19 protein-coding genes are annotated in these 17955 nt (G+C 67.2%); 12 read left to right on the forward strand and 7 right to left on the reverse strand.

All coding sequences use genetic code 11. The features are described from left to right. Nucleotides 1-49 precede the first annotated feature (49 nt). On the forward strand, nucleotides 50-517 hold the full coding sequence (locus JMT67_RS10935) for a universal stress protein (RefSeq protein WP_152949247.1): 468 nt from the start codon (nucleotides 50-52) through the stop codon (nucleotides 515-517). Between the two features lie 553 nt (nucleotides 518-1070). Here the strand turns inward: JMT67_RS10935 and JMT67_RS10940 are convergent. Continuing rightward, nucleotides 1071-2195, reverse strand: coding sequence for an MltA domain-containing protein (locus tag JMT67_RS10940; RefSeq protein WP_201463473.1), 1125 nt, complete (start codon nucleotides 2193-2195; stop codon nucleotides 1071-1073). Then, nucleotides 2195-2836, reverse strand: coding sequence for a TIM44-related membrane protein TimA (timA, locus tag JMT67_RS10945; protein WP_054764403.1), 642 nt, complete (start codon nucleotides 2834-2836; stop codon nucleotides 2195-2197). Before timA ends, JMT67_RS10940 begins: the two co-directional genes overlap by 1 nt. A 188-nt stretch (nucleotides 2837-3024) precedes the next feature. Between timA and secB the strand changes: the two genes are divergently transcribed. Then, nucleotides 3025-3537 (forward strand): protein-export chaperone SecB, encoded by a 513-nt coding sequence (gene secB / locus JMT67_RS10950; protein WP_152949250.1) that lies wholly within the window; start codon nucleotides 3025-3027, stop codon nucleotides 3535-3537. A 75-nt stretch (nucleotides 3538-3612) separates the two neighbouring features. On the opposite strand, the gene dnaQ is transcribed toward secB, so the two are convergent. The 5 genes from dnaQ to JMT67_RS10975 are packed head-to-tail and all read right to left on the reverse strand — an operon-like array spanning nucleotide 3613 to nucleotide 7299. Further along, nucleotides 3613-4341: a DNA polymerase III subunit epsilon gene (gene dnaQ, locus JMT67_RS10955; RefSeq protein ID WP_054764405.1), complete on the reverse strand. Its 729-nt coding sequence runs from the start codon at nucleotides 4339-4341 to the stop codon at nucleotides 3613-3615. A 6-nt stretch (nucleotides 4342-4347) separates the two neighbouring features. Further along, nucleotides 4348-4998 carry a dephospho-CoA kinase gene (gene coaE / locus JMT67_RS10960; RefSeq protein WP_182714506.1) on the reverse strand — a complete coding sequence of 217 codons (651 nt, stop codon included), beginning with the start codon at nucleotides 4996-4998 and terminating at the stop codon, nucleotides 4348-4350. Continuing rightward, nucleotides 4995-5825 (reverse strand): shikimate dehydrogenase family protein, encoded by an 831-nt coding sequence (locus JMT67_RS10965; RefSeq protein ID WP_201463474.1) that lies wholly within the window; start codon nucleotides 5823-5825, stop codon nucleotides 4995-4997. The genes coaE and JMT67_RS10965 overlap by 4 nt, the downstream gene beginning before the upstream one ends. Continuing rightward, nucleotides 5822-6418, reverse strand: a complete 597-nt coding sequence (locus tag JMT67_RS10970) for a Maf family protein (protein ID WP_201463475.1) — start codon at nucleotides 6416-6418, stop codon at nucleotides 5822-5824. The genes JMT67_RS10965 and JMT67_RS10970 overlap by 4 nt, the downstream gene beginning before the upstream one ends. Beyond that, nucleotides 6415-7299: a pyruvate, water dikinase regulatory protein gene (locus JMT67_RS10975; protein WP_152949255.1), complete on the reverse strand. Its 885-nt coding sequence runs from the start codon at nucleotides 7297-7299 to the stop codon at nucleotides 6415-6417. The genes JMT67_RS10970 and JMT67_RS10975 overlap by 4 nt, the downstream gene beginning before the upstream one ends. Before the next feature lie 460 nt (nucleotides 7300-7759). Here JMT67_RS10975 and hemE point away from each other — a divergent pair, with 460 nt between their 5' ends. From hemE to JMT67_RS11025, 10 genes are all read left to right on the forward strand, one after another. After that, on the forward strand, nucleotides 7760-8830 hold the full coding sequence (gene hemE, locus JMT67_RS10980; protein ID WP_233455864.1) for a uroporphyrinogen decarboxylase: 1071 nt from the start codon (nucleotides 7760-7762) through the stop codon (nucleotides 8828-8830). Next, complete coding sequence (gene hemH / locus JMT67_RS10985; protein WP_201463476.1) at nucleotides 8827-9888, forward strand: ferrochelatase; 1062 nt, start codon at nucleotides 8827-8829, stop codon at nucleotides 9886-9888. Before hemE ends, hemH begins: the two co-directional genes overlap by 4 nt. Continuing rightward, nucleotides 9885-10352, forward strand: a complete 468-nt coding sequence (locus JMT67_RS10990) for a CopD family protein (RefSeq protein WP_054764412.1) — start codon at nucleotides 9885-9887, stop codon at nucleotides 10350-10352. The genes hemH and JMT67_RS10990 overlap by 4 nt, the downstream gene beginning before the upstream one ends. A 200-nt stretch (nucleotides 10353-10552) precedes the next feature. Then, nucleotides 10553-11971: a transcription termination factor Rho gene (rho, locus tag JMT67_RS10995; RefSeq protein WP_054764413.1), complete on the forward strand. Its 1419-nt coding sequence runs from the start codon at nucleotides 10553-10555 to the stop codon at nucleotides 11969-11971. Nucleotides 11972-12014: 43 nt separating this feature from the next. Beyond that, entirely contained in the window at nucleotides 12015-12239 is a 225-nt protein-coding gene (locus tag JMT67_RS11000; RefSeq protein WP_152949258.1) for a DUF6489 family protein, read from the forward strand. A gap of 39 nt (nucleotides 12240-12278) precedes the next feature. Beyond that, nucleotides 12279-13592, forward strand: a complete 1314-nt coding sequence (mnmE, locus tag JMT67_RS11005; RefSeq protein ID WP_201463477.1) for a tRNA uridine-5-carboxymethylaminomethyl(34) synthesis GTPase MnmE — start codon at nucleotides 12279-12281, stop codon at nucleotides 13590-13592. Between the two features lie 114 nt (nucleotides 13593-13706). Next, complete coding sequence (mnmG, locus tag JMT67_RS11010; RefSeq protein WP_201463478.1) at nucleotides 13707-15587, forward strand: tRNA uridine-5-carboxymethylaminomethyl(34) synthesis enzyme MnmG; 1881 nt, start codon at nucleotides 13707-13709, stop codon at nucleotides 15585-15587. Between the two features lie 14 nt (nucleotides 15588-15601). Beyond that, on the forward strand, nucleotides 15602-16219 hold the full coding sequence (gene rsmG, locus JMT67_RS11015; protein WP_233455865.1) for a 16S rRNA (guanine(527)-N(7))-methyltransferase RsmG: 618 nt from the start codon (nucleotides 15602-15604) through the stop codon (nucleotides 16217-16219). A 4-nt stretch (nucleotides 16220-16223) separates the two neighbouring features. Further along, the gene (locus tag JMT67_RS11020; RefSeq protein ID WP_054766787.1) at nucleotides 16224-17021 is read left to right on the forward strand and encodes a ParA family protein; all 798 of its coding nucleotides are present in this window, start codon (nucleotides 16224-16226) and stop codon (nucleotides 17019-17021) included. A 44-nt stretch (nucleotides 17022-17065) separates the two neighbouring features. Then, nucleotides 17066-17947 carry a ParB/RepB/Spo0J family partition protein gene (locus JMT67_RS11025; protein WP_201463480.1) on the forward strand — a complete coding sequence of 294 codons (882 nt, stop codon included), beginning with the start codon at nucleotides 17066-17068 and terminating at the stop codon, nucleotides 17945-17947. Nucleotides 17948-17955 lie beyond the last annotated feature (8 nt).

The raw sequence follows: 17955 nt of genomic DNA on the forward strand, positions 1-17955 counted from the left end.
GCCGCATCCCGGCCTCCTCCGTCAGGGAAAACCGGCTGGGGAGGCCGTCATGCCGAGAAAGTTCCTGGTCGTCGTCGACGACAGTCCTGAGTTCGAAGCCGCCCTGCGCTTCGCCTGCCGGCGGGCCAAATCCACCGGCGGGCGAGTGGTCATGCTGCGTGTCCTGGCGTCCCACAGCGACGCCCACTGGTCCGGCGCGCGCGAGGAGATCGAGCGCCAGCAGCGCGAAGAGGCCGAGGCCCTGCTGAACCGGCTGGGCGAGGAGGCGATGGAGCGATCGGGCGCGCCGCCGGTCTTCCTGATCGAGAAGGGCGAGCCCCAGGCGGCGATCAAGAAGGTCGTGGGCGACGATCCGGACATCAAGATCCTGGTCCTGGCGGCGGGATCGGGCTCGCGCGGGCCCGGCCCCCTGGTCTCCGCCATATTGAAACAGGGCGCCCATGTGGGGGGCCGCAAACTGCCCGTCACCATCGTCCCCGGCGAACTGACCGAGGCGGAGATCGAGGACCTAGCCTAGCGCCAATCTTGGAGAAGCGCCTCGGACGTTGAAGACTATTCCATTGAGTGTCGGTCTTCGTTCCCGCGTCAGCGGAAGGGACACGTCTGGCGGCGGAACGCCGATTGAGGGCGGGTTCATCACAACGTGCACGACGAGGTCACGGCGGTCACGGCGAGTTCCGACGGCGTCGTGACCGCTGTGAATCCGCCGTGCTCGCCGTGATGAACCCGGTCGCCGCATTAAGGCCCTCTGACGCGGGAAGAGCGGCCTGACCGCAGTAGGCTGAATGTCGATTGAACCTGGAGCCTGATCGGCGCGATTTCCGCCTCAAGGCCGCACCAATTCAGAGACTTGCAGATCCGATCGAGGATCTGCCTGGCGCCCCTTCAGCCGCGCCTATAATGGCGCGTCGGTCTTTGACATCGCCAAGAGGGCAGAGCGCGTCCGACGCCGGACAGTCCGGTCGGTGTCCGACAGTTTCTTCATGGAAATCAAAGGCCGTCGGACAGATCGGACACATCGGACACCTTTTTTCGACCCGACGGACCGCCCAGGCCGAAGCGCGGCGTCCTCAGCCCTTGGGGATCAGCCGCCACATATGCAGGGGATGGCGCACCGTCCCGGCCTCGGCGCCGGCGGCGTCTCCACGACCCATATAGAGGTCGGCCCGCACCGGGCCGCGAATGGCCGACCCCGTATCCAGGGCCATGGCCAGACCGCGATAGGAGGTCGTGGCGCCGCGCAGATTTCCGCCGTCCGCCTCCAGCCAAACCAGGTCGCCGTAGCGCCACTGGGACGGATCGACCGCCACCGCCCGGCGCTCGATCAGGGGCAGGCCCGCCGCCCCGGCGGGATGGCCGTCGTCGTCAGGGTTCAGCCGGAAGAAGATGTAGCGGGGGTTCAGGGCCATGACGGCCTGGGCCTCGGGCCCGCGATGGACGGCCAGCCAGGCGCGGATCGCCTCTCCGGACGTGCCGTTCTCCGGCAGCAGGCCTTGACGCGCCATCGGCCGGGCGATGCCGACGAAGGGCCGGCCGTTGTCGCCGGCGTAGGCCGCGCGGGCGCGGGTTCCGTCCTCGAAGGTCAGATAGCCGGAGCCCTGGATCTGGAGGAAGAAGAGGTCCTCGGCCCGCATCCAGGCCAGGGCCTGGTCGGGGCGGGCGTCGGCCTCGACGGCCGCCCGGTCGCCGGCGGCGCGGGGATCGGCCGGCTTGGGCAGGACAGGCGCCGAGAACTCCGCGTCCGGGGCGCGGCGCGCCGAATATTCCGGAGCGAAATAGGCGGTCAAAAGGCCGGGACGCCCGTCTGAGGTCTGAGCCGGGACCGCGCTGAAATGGGCTTCGAAAAAGGCTCGCGCGTCGGACGGAGTGACGGGAGCGGCCGCCATGGCCTGAGCGCGGCTGCAGACGGCGCGACCGGCCACATCCCGCGCGGCGGCGCAGCCGCCGACATAGGCGCGAAAGGCCGCCAGATGATCCTCGTCGTTCCAGCCGGGCAGCACCGCCGGGCTGACGCCGTCGGCGGGACTGGGCGTGGGCAGATAGGGGCGGGGGGCCGCCTCGGTATCGGGGGGCCGGGGCGCCGGCGGCGTCTGAGGAAGAGGCGGGGTGATCGCCGGCCCCGTGGAGCAGGCGGCCACCGCCAGCAGGGGCCACAGACGCGCCGTCCGCCGGCCGAGCCGGCGCGACACCAACATCAGGCGCTGGCCGGCTCGACGCGGGCCAGGACCCAGTTCGGATCGGCGGCGCCCAGGCTGCGTTCGAAGGTCCAGTGTTCGGCGGTGCGGCGTTCCTCGACCAGGGGCTCGCCGGTCACGGAATCGGCGGTCTCGCCCGAGGCCTTGGTCACGCGGCTGCGCAGTTCGGCCAGGAAACGGACCTTGGCCACGGCCTTGTCGCCCTGGACCGTGGCGCCTTCAAGATCGGCGCGGGGCGGGAAGAGGAATTCGACCGTCTCCGTCTCGCCCCGGGTTTCCCGCGCCGCGATGCCGGCCTCGAACGAGGCCATGACGGTCGGCGTCAGAAGGGGCTTCAAGGCGGCGCGATCGCCGGCGGCGTAGCCGCGCACGATGGTCTCATACGCTTGACGCGCCCCTTCCAGGAACCGGTGCGGATCGAAGGCGGGATCGCGCGCCTTCAAACCCGCGATCGACGCCAGAAGGGCGGCGTCCAGGGCCGGCGTCTTCGAGGCCTCGGGGGCAGTCGGGCTGGGCGTGGCCAAGGTCTTGGCGTCCTCCTGCGGCTGTCGCCCCACCTTCTTGCCCAGCACATTGTAGAGCTGGAACAGGACGAAGGCCGCGATGACGGCGAAGATCACGATCTGGAACTGGACCGGCAAGGGGACTTCCTGAATGTCGGCGCGCGAAGGAGAAGGCGCGAGGAAGACGATTAGGGGCTGATATAGGAGGAAGCAAGGCGCGGCGCGCCCCCCGGCGCAGGTGCGACATTGCGGCCGGCCGCCCCGACGTGTTAGTCGCGGCGCCTTATTCCGGCCCTATCGGCCCTTTTTCGCAATCGAACACGCCCATGACCGACGCCGCTCCGCCCGCCGACACCCCCGCACCGGCCCAGCCTCAGCAGGGTCAACCCGCAGGCCCCGGCTTCCGCATCCTGGCCCAGTATGTGCGGGACTTTTCGTTCGAAAACCCGCGCGCCCCGGAATCCCTGCGTATCGACGGCAAGCCGGCGATCGACCTGGGCGTCGAAATGTCGGCCCAAGGCCGCCCCGACGGTCTGTTCGAACTGGACCTGAAGCTGTCGGTCAAGGCGACCCACGAGAACCAGGCCGTCTTCCACGTCGAACTGGTCTATGGCGGTCTGTTCCAGCTGGCGAACGTCCAGGAGCAGGACATTGAGCCCTTGCTGCTGATCGAATGCCCCCGTTATCTCTTCCCGTTCGCCCGCGAAATCATCGCCCGCGCCACGGCCGACGGCGGCTTCTATCCGCCCTTCATGCTGGACCCGATCGACTTCGCCGCCATCTATATCGCGCGCCAGCAGCAGATCGCCCAGCAGCCGGTCGAGACCGGCCAGGCCTGAGCCGAACCCAAATTGACGAGGGAAGGGCGGTCCTCAGAGGGGCCGCCTTTTTCGTTTCGGCCGAGGCGCGTGGAATCAGGCCGCCGCCTCTTCGTCGGCCCCGACGCCGTAGGCCGCCCAGAGCGACCGGTCCTTCAGGGTCTCGGCCAGGAAGGCTAGATGGTCCGCCTGCTCCTCCGGCGTCGAACGCGGAGCCAGGGGGCGGGGGCGGGGGCCGTAAGCAGCCGCTTGAACAGCGCCGGTCGCGCCGCGGCTCGCCGCCGGGGTCGACGACAGGTCCAGCACCCGCTCCTTGCCGCCGCGCAGCTCCAGATAGACCTCGGCCAGCAGACGGGCGTCGATCAGGGCGCCGTGCAGGGTCCGCTCGACCAGGGACACCTTGAAGCGCTTGCACAGGGCGTCCAGCGAGTTGGGCATGCCCGGGAACCGGGTCTGGGCCAGTTTCAGGGTGTCGATCCACCGCGCCTCGCCGGTGATCGGACGGCCGCAGCGCGCATATTCGAAGTCGATGAAGTTCCGGTCGAAGGCGGCGTTATGGGCGATCATCGGGGCGTCGCCGATGAATTCGATCAGATCGTCGACGATCTCGTGGAATTTGGGAGCGTCCTTGACCTTCTCGTCGGTAATGCCGTGGACGCGGATCGCGTCCGGCGGGATCAGCCGCTCGGGATTGACGAACCGGTGGAAGGTGCGGCCCGTCGGCAGCAGGTCCAGCAGTTCGATACAGCCGACCTCGATCAGCCGGTCGCCCGTCTTGGGGTCGAAGCCGGTGGTTTCGGTGTCCAGAACGATCTCGCGCGCCATCGCGCCTTAATGGCCCCGTTCGTCAGACGGTGAAAGAGCCCCCGCGCGGCGACGGGGAGATATCCACGCCGGATCCAGCACAGTCTGAACCACAGCGGCGACCTCGGCTCGGGCAGGCTCCAGGCCGTGGCCGGTGTCGATAACGAAGTCGGCGCGGGCGCGTTTTTCCGCGTCGGGCAGCTGGCGGGCCAGAACGGCCTCGAACCGGTCGCGGGTCATGCCGGGGCGGGCCAGAACCCGTTCGGCCTGGACCTCCGGATCGGCGGTGACCACGACCACGGCGTCGACATGGGCGTCGCCGCCGGTTTCAAACAGCAGAGGAATGTCCAGGACCGCCAGCCTTACCCCCATGGCCCTGGCCGCCGCCAGATCGCCCGCCCGGCCCTGGGCCACCAGGGGATGGACGATGGCTTCCAGCCGCCGGAAGGCGGTTTCGTCCCGCCCCAGGGCCTCGGCCAGGCGGACGCGGTCCACGGCGCCGTCCACGACCACGCCGGGAAAGGCCGCGCCGACCGGCTCGACCGCCGCGCCGCCGGGGGCGTAGAGGCGGTGCACGGCGTCATCGGCGTTCCAGACCACGGCGCCCAGGTCGGCGAACATGGCGGTCGTCGTCGACTTGCCCATGCCGATGGAGCCCGTCAGGCCGAGCAGGATCATGCCGTCTGATCCATATGGGCGGTCAGCAGGGCGCGCAGATCCAGCGGCGGGGGCGGTCGGCGGAACAGGGCCCGGAACGAGGGCGCCGCCTGGCCGATCAGCATGGCCAGGCCGTCGACGGTCGGCAGGCCCCGCACCCGCGCCGCCGCCAGGAAGGGGGTGGTCAGGGGCTTGTAGGTCATGTCCATCATCACCGTGCCGGGGGCGACGGCGTCGAAATCGAAATCCGGCTGGACGCTGAGGGCGTTGATGACCAGGGCGGCGCCGTCCAGGGCCTCAGACACGGCCATGACGCGGACCGAGGCGCCGAGATCGGCCGCCAGGGCCTCGGCCCGGTCGCGCGAGCGGTTGACGATCCGAACCTGGGCGCCCGCCTCGACCAGGGCGCCGGCCCCGGCCCGCGCCGCGCCGCCCGCGCCCAGGAGGACGACCGGACGGCCCGTCAGCGCCAGATCCGGCGCCTGTTCCTTCAGCCCCAGCATCAGGCCGACGCCGTCCGAACTGTCGGCCGAGACCCGGCCGTCCTCGAAGGTCAGGATGTTGGCGGAGGCGGTCAGCCGGGCCGCCGCCGTGGCCTGGTCGGCCAGGGCGAAGGCCTGTTCCTTGAACGGGGCGGTGACGTTCAGGCCCTGGATCAGACCGGCCCGGCCGGCGGCGACCAGGGCCTCGACCCCCGCCGCATCGGCGGGGGCGAAGGGGACATAGGCGCCGTCGATGTCCCCGGCCGCCAGCCAGGCGTTGTGGATGACGGGGCTGAGGGAATGGGCCACCGGCTTGCCGGCGATCCCGGCGACCAGGGCGGCGCCGGTAATGCGATGACGGCTCATGCGGACAGGACCCCGACGCGACGCAGCTCAGTCAGGACCGGCCAGAGCGGCAGGCCCAGAACGGTGAAATAGTCGCCGTCCACCGCCTCGAACAGCTGGGCGCCCAGTCCCTCCAGCCGGTAGGAGCCGACACAGGCCAGCAGGGCTTCGCCCTCGGCGGCCAGATAGGCGTCCAGAAAGGCGTCGGAGAAGTCGCGCATCCGCATCTCGACCGTGTCCACGCCCGACCAGACGATCTCGCCCTTGACCGCCAGGGCGGCGCCAGAATGGAGATGGTGGGTGCGCCCGCGCATGGATTCCAGCCGCGCGCGGGCGGCCTCGAGCGATTGGGCCTTGGAGACCAGCCCCCCGTCGAAGGCCAGGGTCTGGTCCGAGCCCAGAACCCAGGCGGTCGGATCGTCGCGCGAGACCGCCAGGGCCTTGGCCTCAGCCAGACGCACCGCGAGGGCGGCGGGGTCCAGCTCGGTCGAGACGGCCTTGATCGCCTCCTCGTCCACATCGGCGATGCGGATGTCGAAAGGCACGCCGGCGTTTTCCAGCATGGCGCGGCGGGCGGCGCTCTTGGACGCCAGGATCAGGGTTTCGGCCGTCACCAGCTGGTTCCGATCTTGTGGGTGCGGTGCTCGCTGAGCAGATTGGTGATGGCGGCCGCCGTCTCCTCCACCGAACGCCGGGTGACGTCGATGGTGGGCCAGCCCCGCCGAGCGAAGGCGCGCTTGGCCTTGATCGTCTCCTCTCGGACCGCGTCCTGATCCGTATAGCTGGACGACTGGCTGGCGTTCAGGTTTTCGATCCGGTTGCGGCGGATCTGGACCAGCCGGTCGGGCGAGACGGTAAGGCCGATGACCAGGGGATTCTTCAGCTGGGTCAGGCGCTCGCCGTCCTCCTGGCCCGGCACCAGGGGCACGTTGGCGGCGCGGATGCCGCGATGGGCCAGATAGATGCAGGTCGGAGTCTTGGACGTTCGGCTGACGCCGCACAGCACGACGTCCGCGCCCTCCAACTGCTCCAGGGTGCCCTGACCGTCGTCATAGGCCATGGCGAAATCGAGCGCGGCGATCCGATTGAAATAGTCGTGATCCAGAGCATGCTGGGCCCCGACGCGGGTCGAGAGGGCCGCCGCGCCGAGATAGCGGGACATGGCCCCGACGAGGGGGTCAAGGGCGCCGATCTGGGGCATTTCCAGCCGGCGACATCCCTCCTCCAACTGTTCGCGCAGCTGGCGGTCGACCAGGGTATGCAGCACCACCCCCGGCGCGGCCTCCACCTCCTGCAGAACCCGGTCCATCTGCTTTTCCGAGCGGACCAGGGCGTAGATATGTTCGATCGGAATGACGCCGTCGAACCGCGCCGTCACCGCCTTGGCCATCGCATTCAGGGTCTCGCCGGTCGAGTCCGACACCAGATGCACGTGAAAATAGGTGGCCAGGCGGGCAGGGCCGGGGCGGGCGGCGGCGGGTCGCGCAGGACTCATTCGGGGATCGTCTCTCTGTTGAAGGACGGGTCTCGCCCTGGGGATGGCTGGGGACCGTCCGGGCGCTTTTCTCCTTAGACCCAGACGGCGACGGCGGCGAGCGGGGATGAGGGTGGACGACGAAAACCCTCCGGCCCCGGTTCATCCCAAGGCGGAAAACCGTTTTCAGCTCCTTTGTGGAAAATCCTAATGAAGGGTTAACGCCGATTTACCTCGTTCACAGGCCGAAGGCCCCGCAAAGCCTTTGCCGTTAAGGTTTCATTAGGGATTGTCCACCGGCCGTATAATCCTGTTCCGCATCCCCGACGGCGCCAGGAGGCGGGTGGATATCCGCTTTTGTTCCGCCACAGCCGCCGCATTCATCCCCGCCGTTCCACCGCCCTACCTGCCACTACGAATCTTTTAATTCTTAACTTGATTAGGGATTGAGAGCGGGGGGCTGTGACCTTAATCGTCCGGCATGACCGATCCGACCCAGAACGCTGTTCAGACGCCCCAAGAGGCGCCGATGATGATCCGGGCTCTCCGAGGAGAGACGCTGGATCGACCGCCGGTCTGGTTCATGCGTCAGGCGGGACGGTATCTGCCCGAGTATCGCCGACTGAGGGCCGAGGCGCCGGATTTCATCAGTTTTTGCCTGAACCCTGAAATGGCCGCCGAGGCGACGCTCCAGCCGATGCGTCGGTTCGGCTTCGATGCGGCCATCGTCTTTGCGGACATCCTGCTGATCCCGCAGGCCCTGGGTCAGGACGTGTGGTTCGAGACGGGGGAGGGACCGCGTCTGGGCGCCATGCCCATTCCGGGCCGGATGATGGAGTTGGCCGCCGGAGCGGGCGAGCACCTGTCCGCCGTGGGCGAAACCCTGTCGATCGTGCGCGCGGCGCTCGAGCCGGAGCGGGCCCTGATCGGTTTCGCCGGCGCGCCCTGGACCGTGGCCACCTATATGCTGGACGGCGAAGCCCGGACTATCGGCAAGGGCGAGCGGGCGGCGGCGCGGACCTACGCCTATGCCGATCCCAGGCGGGTGGATGAGACGCTGGAGGTCCTGGTCGAGGCGACGGCCCGGTATCTGAAGATGCAGGCCGACTCTGGCGCCCAGGTGCTGAAGATCTTCGAGAGCTGGGCCGAGGGCCTGCCCGACGATCTGTTCGAAAGGCTGGTCCTGAATCCCCACCAGGCGCTTGTGAAGCGCACGCGGGAGTTGGGCGTCACCGTGCCCCTGATCGGCTTCCCACGGGGCTCTGCAGCCCTGGCGGAGCGGTATGCCCAGGCGGTCGAGGTCGATGCGGTCGCCCTGGACACCGCCTGTCCGCTGGAAGTCGGCAGACGGGTGCAGCAGATCAAGCCGATCCAGGGCGCGCTGGACCCCCTGCTGCTGCGCGCCGGGGGCGAACTGTTGGACCGCCGGGTGGATCAGCTGATGGAGGCCTGGGGCCAGGGGCCGTGGGTGTTCAACCTGGGTCATGGCATATTGCCCGACGTGCCCATCGACCATGTCGAACGGGTTCTGAAAAGGATCGGCGCCCAATGACCCAAACCCTGCCGGGCCGCCGCATCGCGGTGGTGCTGTTCAATCTGGGCGGACCCGACGATCAGGCTTCGGTGAAGCCCTTCCTGTTCAACCTGTTCAATGATCCGGCCATCATCGGCCTGCCGGGGATCGTGCGCACGCCCTTGGCGAAGCTGATCGCCAGCCGGCGCGAGGCGAGCGCCCAGGCCAACTACGCCTTGATGGGAGGCGGGTCGCCCCTGCTGCCTGGAACCCGGCTGCAGGCTGAGGCCCTGGAGGCGGTGCTGAACGCCCGGTTGGCCGGGGACGAGGTCCGGGTCTTTATCGCCATGCGCTATTGGCGGCCGCTGACCGATCAGACGGCGGTCGAGGTGGCGGCCTTCGCCCCCGACGAGGTGGTGCTGCTGCCCCTCTATCCGCAGTTCTCGACGACGACGACCCAGTCCTCGCTGAAGATCTGGAACGAGACCTATGCCGGGTCGGGCGTCAGCCGGACGGTCTGCTGTTATCCTCGCGCCGACGGCTGGGTCGAGGCCCAGGCCCAGGCGATCGCATCCAAGCTTGATGAGGCGGGCGAGGGGCCGGTGCGGGTGCTGTTCTCGGCCCACGGCATCCCGGAGAAGTTGGTCAGCGGCAAGGGCGACCCCTATCAGGAACAGGTCGAGACGACCGTCGCCGCCGTGGTCGCCGCCATCGAGCGCGACCGGGGCCCCATCGACCATGCCCTCTGCTACCAGAGCCGCGTCGGACCGATGAAATGGCTGGGGCCGTCCACGCCTGAGGCGATCGAACAGGCCGGCCGCGACGGGGTCGGGGTGGTCATCACCCCCATCGCCTTTGTCTCCGAACACATCGAGACCCTGGTCGAGCTGGACATCGAATACGGCGAACTGGCCCATGATAAGGGGGTCAGTCCCTATCTGCGCGCGCCGGCGGTCGGCACTGCGCCCGTGTTCATCGAGGCCCTGGTGGCGGCGACGATCGACGCCCTGGGCCGCACGGGGGTCGCTCCCTTCGGTCTGGGCTGTCAGACGGACTGGAAGGCCTGTCCCTGTCGTAACGAAAGGAGCGCAGCGTGAACCTGTACGATCTGGCCCGGGGCCTGCACATACTGGCGGTGATCGCCTGGATGGCGGGTCTGCTGTTCCTGCCGCGGCTCTATGCTTATGACGTCGAGCAGAACGCCAAGCCCGAGCCCCTGCGCGGCGAGATGCAGGCCCTGCTGAGGCTGTGGCAGACGCGGCTGCTGCGCATCATCCTGAACCCGGCCATGATCCTGGCTTGGGGCTTCGGCCTGTGGCTGATCCATATCGACGTCTCGGCGCGGGGGGCGGCGCTTCTGGCCGAGCCGTGGATGGTGGCCAAACTGATCGGCGTCCTGCTGTTGAGCGGCTGGCACGGCTTCCTGGCGGCGCAGCGCAAGAAGATCGCGGCGGGGACGTCGAAATATTCCGGCAAGTTCTGGCGGATGACGAACGAGGTCCCGTTCGTCCTGGCCATCATCATGGTGCTGTCGGTCACCACGGAGTGGACGTTCGGGTGAGCGGCTCCGCTTGACCTGACCTCTCGCCTGTGGTTCCGCTGGTGGTGAACCGTTCGGTCCGTCCAGCGGTCCCTCTCTTTTCGCGACGCCCGCCGGTTCGACCAGCGGGAGACCGTCGTGCCCCCCTTCGGCCGAAAGGCCAGACATTTCCAGAGACCTGACGCCGTGCGGTTCCGTGCGCGCGTCCGCGAGCCTGTATCATGACCGACGTCACCGACACTCCCGAGACCGAAATCGAGGCCGAAGCCCCGACCCATCACGGCGCCGCGCATGAGGCCGGCGAGGCGGCGGGCGCAGACTCGGGCGTGGACACTACGGCGGACGAGGATGAGGACGGCGAGCCCGTGGTGCCGAACGGCCGGATCACCCTGGCCGAGTTGAATGAGAAGACCCCGGCCGACCTGGTCGCCTTCGCCGAACAGCTGGAGGTCGAGAACGCCTCCAACCTGCGCAAACAGGATCTGCTCTTCGCCATCCTGAAGGCCCTGGCTGAGGAAGAGGTCGAGATCATCGCCGACGGCGTGTTGGAAATCCTTCCCGACGGGTTCGGCTTCCTGCGCAGCCCGGACGCCAACTATCTGCCCGGCCCGGACGACGTCTATGTGTCGCCGTCCCAGATCCGCCGCTTCGGCCTGCGCTCGGGCGATACGGTCCACGGCGCCGTGCGGGCGCCGCGCGAGGGCGAGCGCTATTTCGCCCTGCTGAAGGTCGACACCATCAATCTCGAAGACCCTGAGATGGTGAAGACCAAGGTTCTGTTCGACAACCTGACGCCCCTCTATCCGGAGGAGCGGCTGCACATGGAAATCCAGGATCCGACCCTGAAGGACCGTTCGGGTCGGGTCATCGACATCGTCGCCCCCCTGGGCAAGGGCCAGCGCTGCCTGATCGTGGCGCCGCCAAGGGTCGGCAAGACGGTGATGCTGCAGAACATCGCCAAGTCGATCGAGCGGAACCACCCGGAGGTCTTCCTGATCGTCCTGCTGATCGACGAACGGCCGGAAGAGGTCACGGACATGCAGAGGACGGTGAAGGGCGAGGTCGTGGCCTCCACCTTCGACGAGCCGGCCACGCGCCACGTCGCCGTCGCCGAGATGGTGATCGAAAAGGCCAAGCGCCTGGTCGAGCACAAGAAGGATGTGGTGATCCTGCTGGACTCCATCACCCGCCTGGGCCGGGCCTATAACGCCACCGTCCCGTCGTCGGGCAAGGTTCTGACCGGCGGCGTCGACGCCAACGCCCTGCAACGGCCCAAGCGCTTCTTCGGCGCGGCGCGGAATGTGGAGCAGGGCGGGTCCCTGACCATCATCGCTACGGCCCTGATCGACACCGGCAGCCGGATGGACGAGGTGATCTTCGAAGAGTTCAAGGGCACCGGCAACTCGGAAATCGTGCTGGACCGCAAGGTGGCCGACAAGCGCATCTTCCCCGCCATCGACGTGTTGAAGTCCGGCACCCGCAAGGAAGACCTGATCACGCCGAAGGACCAGCTGGCCAAGACCTATGTGCTGCGCCGCATCCTGAATCCGATGGGTCCGCAGGACGCGATCGAATTCCTGCTCGACAAGCTGCGTCAGTCGAAGAACAACGCGGACTTCTTCCAGTCGATGAACACCTGATCCGTCATCTGATGGTTTCACGTGAAACAGTAGGCACGGCGGCATGAAGGTTCAAATCGAGATCGATTGCACTCCGGCGGAGGCGCGCGCCTTTCTGGGACTGCCTGACGTCGCCCCGCTGAACGAGGCCATGGTGGCCGAGATGACCAAGCGGATGGAAGCCAATGTCGCCGCCATGCAGCCGGACGAACTGCTGAAGACCTGGACCAGTTTCGGCCTTCAGGCGCAGGATCAGTTTCGGCGGTTGATGGAAGCGGCGGTGAAGTGAGCGACAGGTTTCTCCGCAGTTGGAGAAGCCCCTGAGACCATGACCCAGGACACTATCTTCGCCCTCGCCACCGCACCCGGCCGAGGCGCCATCGCCGTCTTGCGTCTTTCGGGGCCGGCCGTCGCGCCGACGCTGAAAGCCCTGGGCGCGGGGGGGCTGAAGCCGCGGCTGGCTGCGGTCCGGGAGCTGAATCATGATGGCGTCCCCATTGATCAGGCCCTGGTCCTTCGGTTCGTCGCACCCCATTCCTATACGGGCGAGGACGCTGCCGAGCTTCATCTGCACGGCGGCCGTGCGGTGGTCGAGGCGGCTAGTCGCGCCCTGATCGCCTTGGGACTGCGGCCCGCCGAGCCGGGTGAGTTCACCCGCCGCGCCTTTCAGAACGGCCGGATGGATTTGGCCCAGGCAGAGGCGGTGGCCGATCTGATTGATGCTGAGACGGCGGCCCAGGCGAGACAGGCTCTGGGTCAGCTGGACGGGAAGCTCAGCGAGACCTACGCCGGTTTCCGTCGCGACTTGCTGAAGGCCCTGGCCCTGGTCGAGGCCGAGATCGACTTTCCCGACGAGGAGGTGCCGGACAATCTGGCGCGGACGGCGGGGCCTGTGCTCGAGCAGCTGGCGCGCGATCTGCACCGCGCCGTCGAGGACGGGGCGCGAGGAGAGCGCGTTCGGGACGGCTATCGCATCGTGCTGATTGGTGAGACCAACGCCGGTAAGTCGTCGCTGTTCAACGCCCTGATCCAGCGCGAGGCGGCGATCGTCACGCCGATCGCCGGAACGACGCGCGATGTTCTGGACGCCGAACTGGTGATCGGCGGCTATGCCGTCACCCTGTCGGACACGGCCGGATTGAGAGACAGCGACGACCCGGTGGAGGCGGAAGGGGTGCGGCGCGCGCGGGCGCGCGCAGAGGGGGCGGATCTGAGGCTATGGGTTCGAGCGCCCGGCGATGTGGAAGGCGTGGCCGCCGGCTATGTTCGGCCGGGTGATCTGATCGTGGCCAATAAGAGCGACCTGGGATCGGCCGATGCGGGCTCTGAAGGCTGGGACCAGATCGCCGTAAGCAGTCATACCGGCGCGGGCCTGGGCGAGCTTCATGACTGGATCGCCGCGCGATTGGAGCGGGATCTGTCGGGGGCGGACTTCCCAGCGATCACGCGCGAACGTCATCGGCTGCGGCTGAGCGAGGCTCTGTCGGGCGTACGGACGGGCCTGGCGGCGCTGGAGGTCTCTCCCGAAATGGCGGGCGACGATCTGCGCCGCGCCGCGCAAGCCCTTTCACGCGTCACCGGCGAGATCGGTGTCGAAGAGGTGTTGGGCGAGGTGTTCTCGACCTTCTGCATCGGCAAGTAATACCGGTGTTTCACGTGAAACACCGTAAGTAGGACTACGTTCAGCGAACCCTGTCGTCACCGTCGCACGCTCTCGCCTCTGGCGAAATCTGCTGTTTTGGCCTATGTGGCGCGCATGATCCCCACAAGCGACTATTCGTTCGACGTCGTTGTCATCGGCGGCGGCCACGCCGGCTGTGAAGCCGCCGCCGCCTCTGCGCGCGCGGGAGCCCGAACCCTGCTTCTGACCCAGAAGTTGGAGACCATCGGCGAAATGTCCTGCAACCCCGCCATCGGCGGCCTGGGCAAGGGGCATCTCGTGCGTGAGATCGACGCCATGGACGGGATCATGGGCCGTCTGGCGGACGTCTCTGGCATTCAATTCCGACTGCTGAACCGGTCCAAGGGCGCCGCCGTTCGGGGACCACGCAGCCAGATCGACCGACGCCTGTATCGGGAAGCCATGCAGGCGGAACTGGCTCAAACGGCGAACCTGACGCTGATGGCCGGCACTGCGGAGCGGCTGATCTTGGACGGCGACCGCGTTACGGGCGTCATTACCGGCGTGGGGGAGGGGATTCGGGCCGCTGCTGTCGTCCTGACGACCGGCACCTTCCTGAACGGCGTCATTCATCGGGGCGAGGAGCGTATTCCGGCAGGCCGGCACGGCGAGGCGCCGTCGACGGGTCTGGCCGTTGATCTGCACGCCGCGGGCCTGGCCATGGGCCGGTTAAAGACCGGCACGCCCGCGCGACTGGATGGGCGGACCATCGCCTGGGACCGGCTGGAGATGCAGGAGGCCGACGAAACCCCCAGCGCCTTCTCCTTTCTGACGGATCGGATCACCGTTCCTCAGATCGCCTGCGGTGTCACCCACACGACCGAACAGACCCATCGCCTCATCGCTGAGAACCTGAGCGAGAGCGCAGTCTATGGCGGGCGTCTGTCGGGGCGCGGCCCCCGCTACTGCCCTTCGATCGAGGACAAGGTCGTGCGGTTCGCTGACAAGACCAGCCACCAGATCTTCCTTGAACCGGAAGGTCTGGATGATCCGACCGTCTATCCCAACGGGATTTCGACCTCCGTATCCGAAGCCACCCAGCAGGCCTTCCTGCGGACCATCCCCGGTTTGGAGACTGTTGAGGTCTTCCGTTACGGCTATGCGATCGAATACGACTATGTCGATCCACGCGAACTGACGGCCGCTCTCGAGGTCAAGAAGAGACCGGGTCTCTATCTGGCCGGCCAGATCAATGGGACGACCGGATATGAGGAGGCGGCGGCCCAGGGCTTGATGGCCGGGCTGAACGCCGCTCGGGCGGCGACGGGTCAAGACGCTGTGATCCTGGGTCGTGACCAAGCCTATATCGGCGTCATGGTCGATGACCTGGTGACGCGGGGCGTCACCGAACCCTATCGCATGTTCACCAGCCGGGCCGAATACCGTCTGACGCTGCGGGCCGACAATGCGGATCAGCGGCTGACGCCGCTGGCGATGAAGCTGGGGATCGTCGGCTCCGACAGGGCCGCGCGCTTCTCGGACAAGGCCGACGCCATGGCCTTGGCGAGCCGTGTTTCACGTGAAACGCTTTTTACGCCGAAAGAGGCCAACGCCCTGGGCATTCCCGTGAACGCCGACGGCCGTCGCCGCTCCATGCGTGAACTGCTCGCCTTTCCGGGCGTCACTCTGCAACAGTTCATGCCGACCATTCCGGCCATCGCGGACTGGACGCCTGAAGTCCGCGAGCAGATCGAAATCGACGCCGGCTACGCCAACTATCTCGATCGCCAGGCGATCGACGCCCAGGCCCTGCGCTCCGAGGAGGATCTGATCCTGCCACCCGATCTCGACTATGGCGGCGTCGGCAGCCTGTCCAATGAGGTGCGCGAGAAGCTCAGCCGCATCAGGCCCCGCACTCTCGGCCAGGCGGGGCGTATCGAGGGCATGACGCCGGGCGCCCTGACGGCCCTGCTGGCCCATGTCAAAAAGTCGCCCAAGGTCGAGGCGGTCGCCTGATGCTGGAAGGGGAGATGGCCGCCTTCCAGCGCAAGGCCGGTGCTTCAGAGGAGCAGATGGCCGATCTGGAGGCCTTTCGCCTGCGGTTGGGCGAGGCGAACGCGGTGATGAATCTCGTTGGGCCGGACAGCCTTCCGGATTTTTGGAACCGCCATGCCTGGGACAGCGCGCAACTGCTGCAAATGGCCCCTACGGCGCGCAGTTGGGCGGACCTCGGCGCCGGCGCGGGTTTTCCCGGCGTGGTCCTGGCGATCTTGCTGAAAGGACGATCGGACGCCCGGGTCTGGTTGATCGACAGCCTGGGCAAACGCTGCCGGTTTCTGCAGGAGGCGGTCGATGCTCTGGCCTTGCCCGCCACGGTGATCAACGGTCGCGTCGAAGATCAGACCATAAAATGCGACGTGGTGACCGCTCGCGCCGTGGCCCCAATGGAGCGGCTGCTGGGTTATGCACAGCCCTACTTTGAAAGGGGTGCACAAGGTCTGTTCCTCAAGGGGGAAAGGGTCGAATCCGAGTTGATCGAGGCCCGTAAATCCTGGCATTTCGAGGCTGAACTGGCCCCGTCGCAAAGCGACCCGCGCGGCCGCATCGTGACCGTCCGGAGTGTTCGTCGTGCCCGTTCCAAGCACTAACAAACTGCCTGCCCGTGTTCTCGCCGTCTCCAACCAGAAGGGCGGCGTGGGCAAGACCACGACGGCGATCAATCTGGGAACCGCCCTGGCCGCTATCGGAAAGCGGGTGCTGATCGTCGACATGGACCCTCAGGGCAATGCCTCGACCGGTTTGGGCGTTCCACGTGAAACACGACGGGTCACCATCTATGATGTGGTGGTGGATCAGCGCTCTATCGAAGACGCCGCCGTCCAGACCACTGTTCCGGGGCTCTGGATCGTCCCTGCCGATGCGGACATGTCTGGGGTCGAGATCGAGTTGAGCCAGGCGGATCGGCGATCCTATCGCTTGAGGGACGCTCTTCGGCAGCATGACGACGGCCCTACCGCGTATGACTATGTGCTGATCGACTGTCCGCCGTCGCTGAACCTGCTGACCCTAAACGCCATGGCGGCAGCGGATGCGGTTCTTGTGCCGCTCCAATGCGAGTTCTTTGCGCTTGAAGGGCTCAGCCAGTTGATGCGGACCATCGACATGGTCAAACAGAGCCTGAACCCGTCTCTCGAAATCCAGGGGCTGGTGCTGACGATGTTCGATCGGCGGAGCGCCCTGTCGGGCCAGGTCGCCAATGACGTGCGCGCCCATTTTGGCGACAAGGTCTACGACAGCGTCATCCCGAGAAATGTTCGGGTCGCCGAGGCGCCGTCGTTCGGAAAGCCCGCCCTGATCTATGATCTCAAATGCGCCGGCAGTCAGGCCTATCTGCGCCTGGCCAAGGAAGTGGTGAAGCGCGAACGCCAGCGCCAGAAGCTGGCCGCCTGAACGGCCGCTACACGCCTGATTAGAAGAAGAAACGGAACAGTATTTTGGCTGAACGACAAAGAGGTCTGGGCCGCGGCCTGTCGGCCCTGATGGGCGAGAACATCGAGGCGCCGACGGCGCCCAACGCCGCCATGCCTTCGGGCGTGCAGCGCGTGCCGATCGAGAGTTTGAAGCCCAATCCCGATCAGCCGCGGAAAATCTTCACCCAGGAACAGCTGGATGAATTGACGGCCTCCATCCGTGACAAGGGGGTGCTTCAGCCGATTCTGGTCCGCACCCATCCGAAGGAGGAGGGGGTCTGGCAGATTATCGCCGGTGAGCGCCGCTGGCGCGCTTCCCAGGCGGCCCGGCTGACGGAGGTGCCGATCGTCGTCCATGAAATGGATGACGTCGAGGTTTACGAAGTCGCCATCATCGAGAACGTCCAGCGCGCCGATCTGAATCCGCTGGAAGAAGCCGACGCCTATCGGATGCTGATGGAGCGGTTCGGCCGCACCCAGGATCAGGTCGCCGGCATCGTCGGCAAGAGCCGCAGCCATGTGGCCAACACCCTGCGTCTGCTGCAACTGCCTGAAGAAGTGCTGTGGTACGTACGGAACGGCAAGTTGACGGCCGGCCATGCCCGCGCCCTGGTGACGGCGCCCAACGCCGGCGCCCTGGCCGAGCAGGCCTATAATGAGGGGCTGAACGTTCGCCAGGTCGAGGCCCTGGCTCGCCGCGCCGCCGAGGGCCCCAAACCGGTTAAGGCCAAGCCTGCGCCCAGCAAGGAAGGAACGGCCGACGTCGCCGCCCTGCAACAGGATTTGGCCGACGCCCTGGGCCTGTCCGTTCAGTTGAACGACCGCGCAGGCAAGGGCGAGCTGACCATTCGCTACGGCTCCCTGGAACAGCTCGACGACCTGTGCCGTCGATTGATGCGCGGCTGAGCCCCGCG

Source organism: Brevundimonas aurantiaca, from assembly GCF_904830995.1.
Classification (GTDB): Bacteria; Pseudomonadota; Alphaproteobacteria; order Caulobacterales; family Caulobacteraceae; genus Brevundimonas; species Brevundimonas aurantiaca.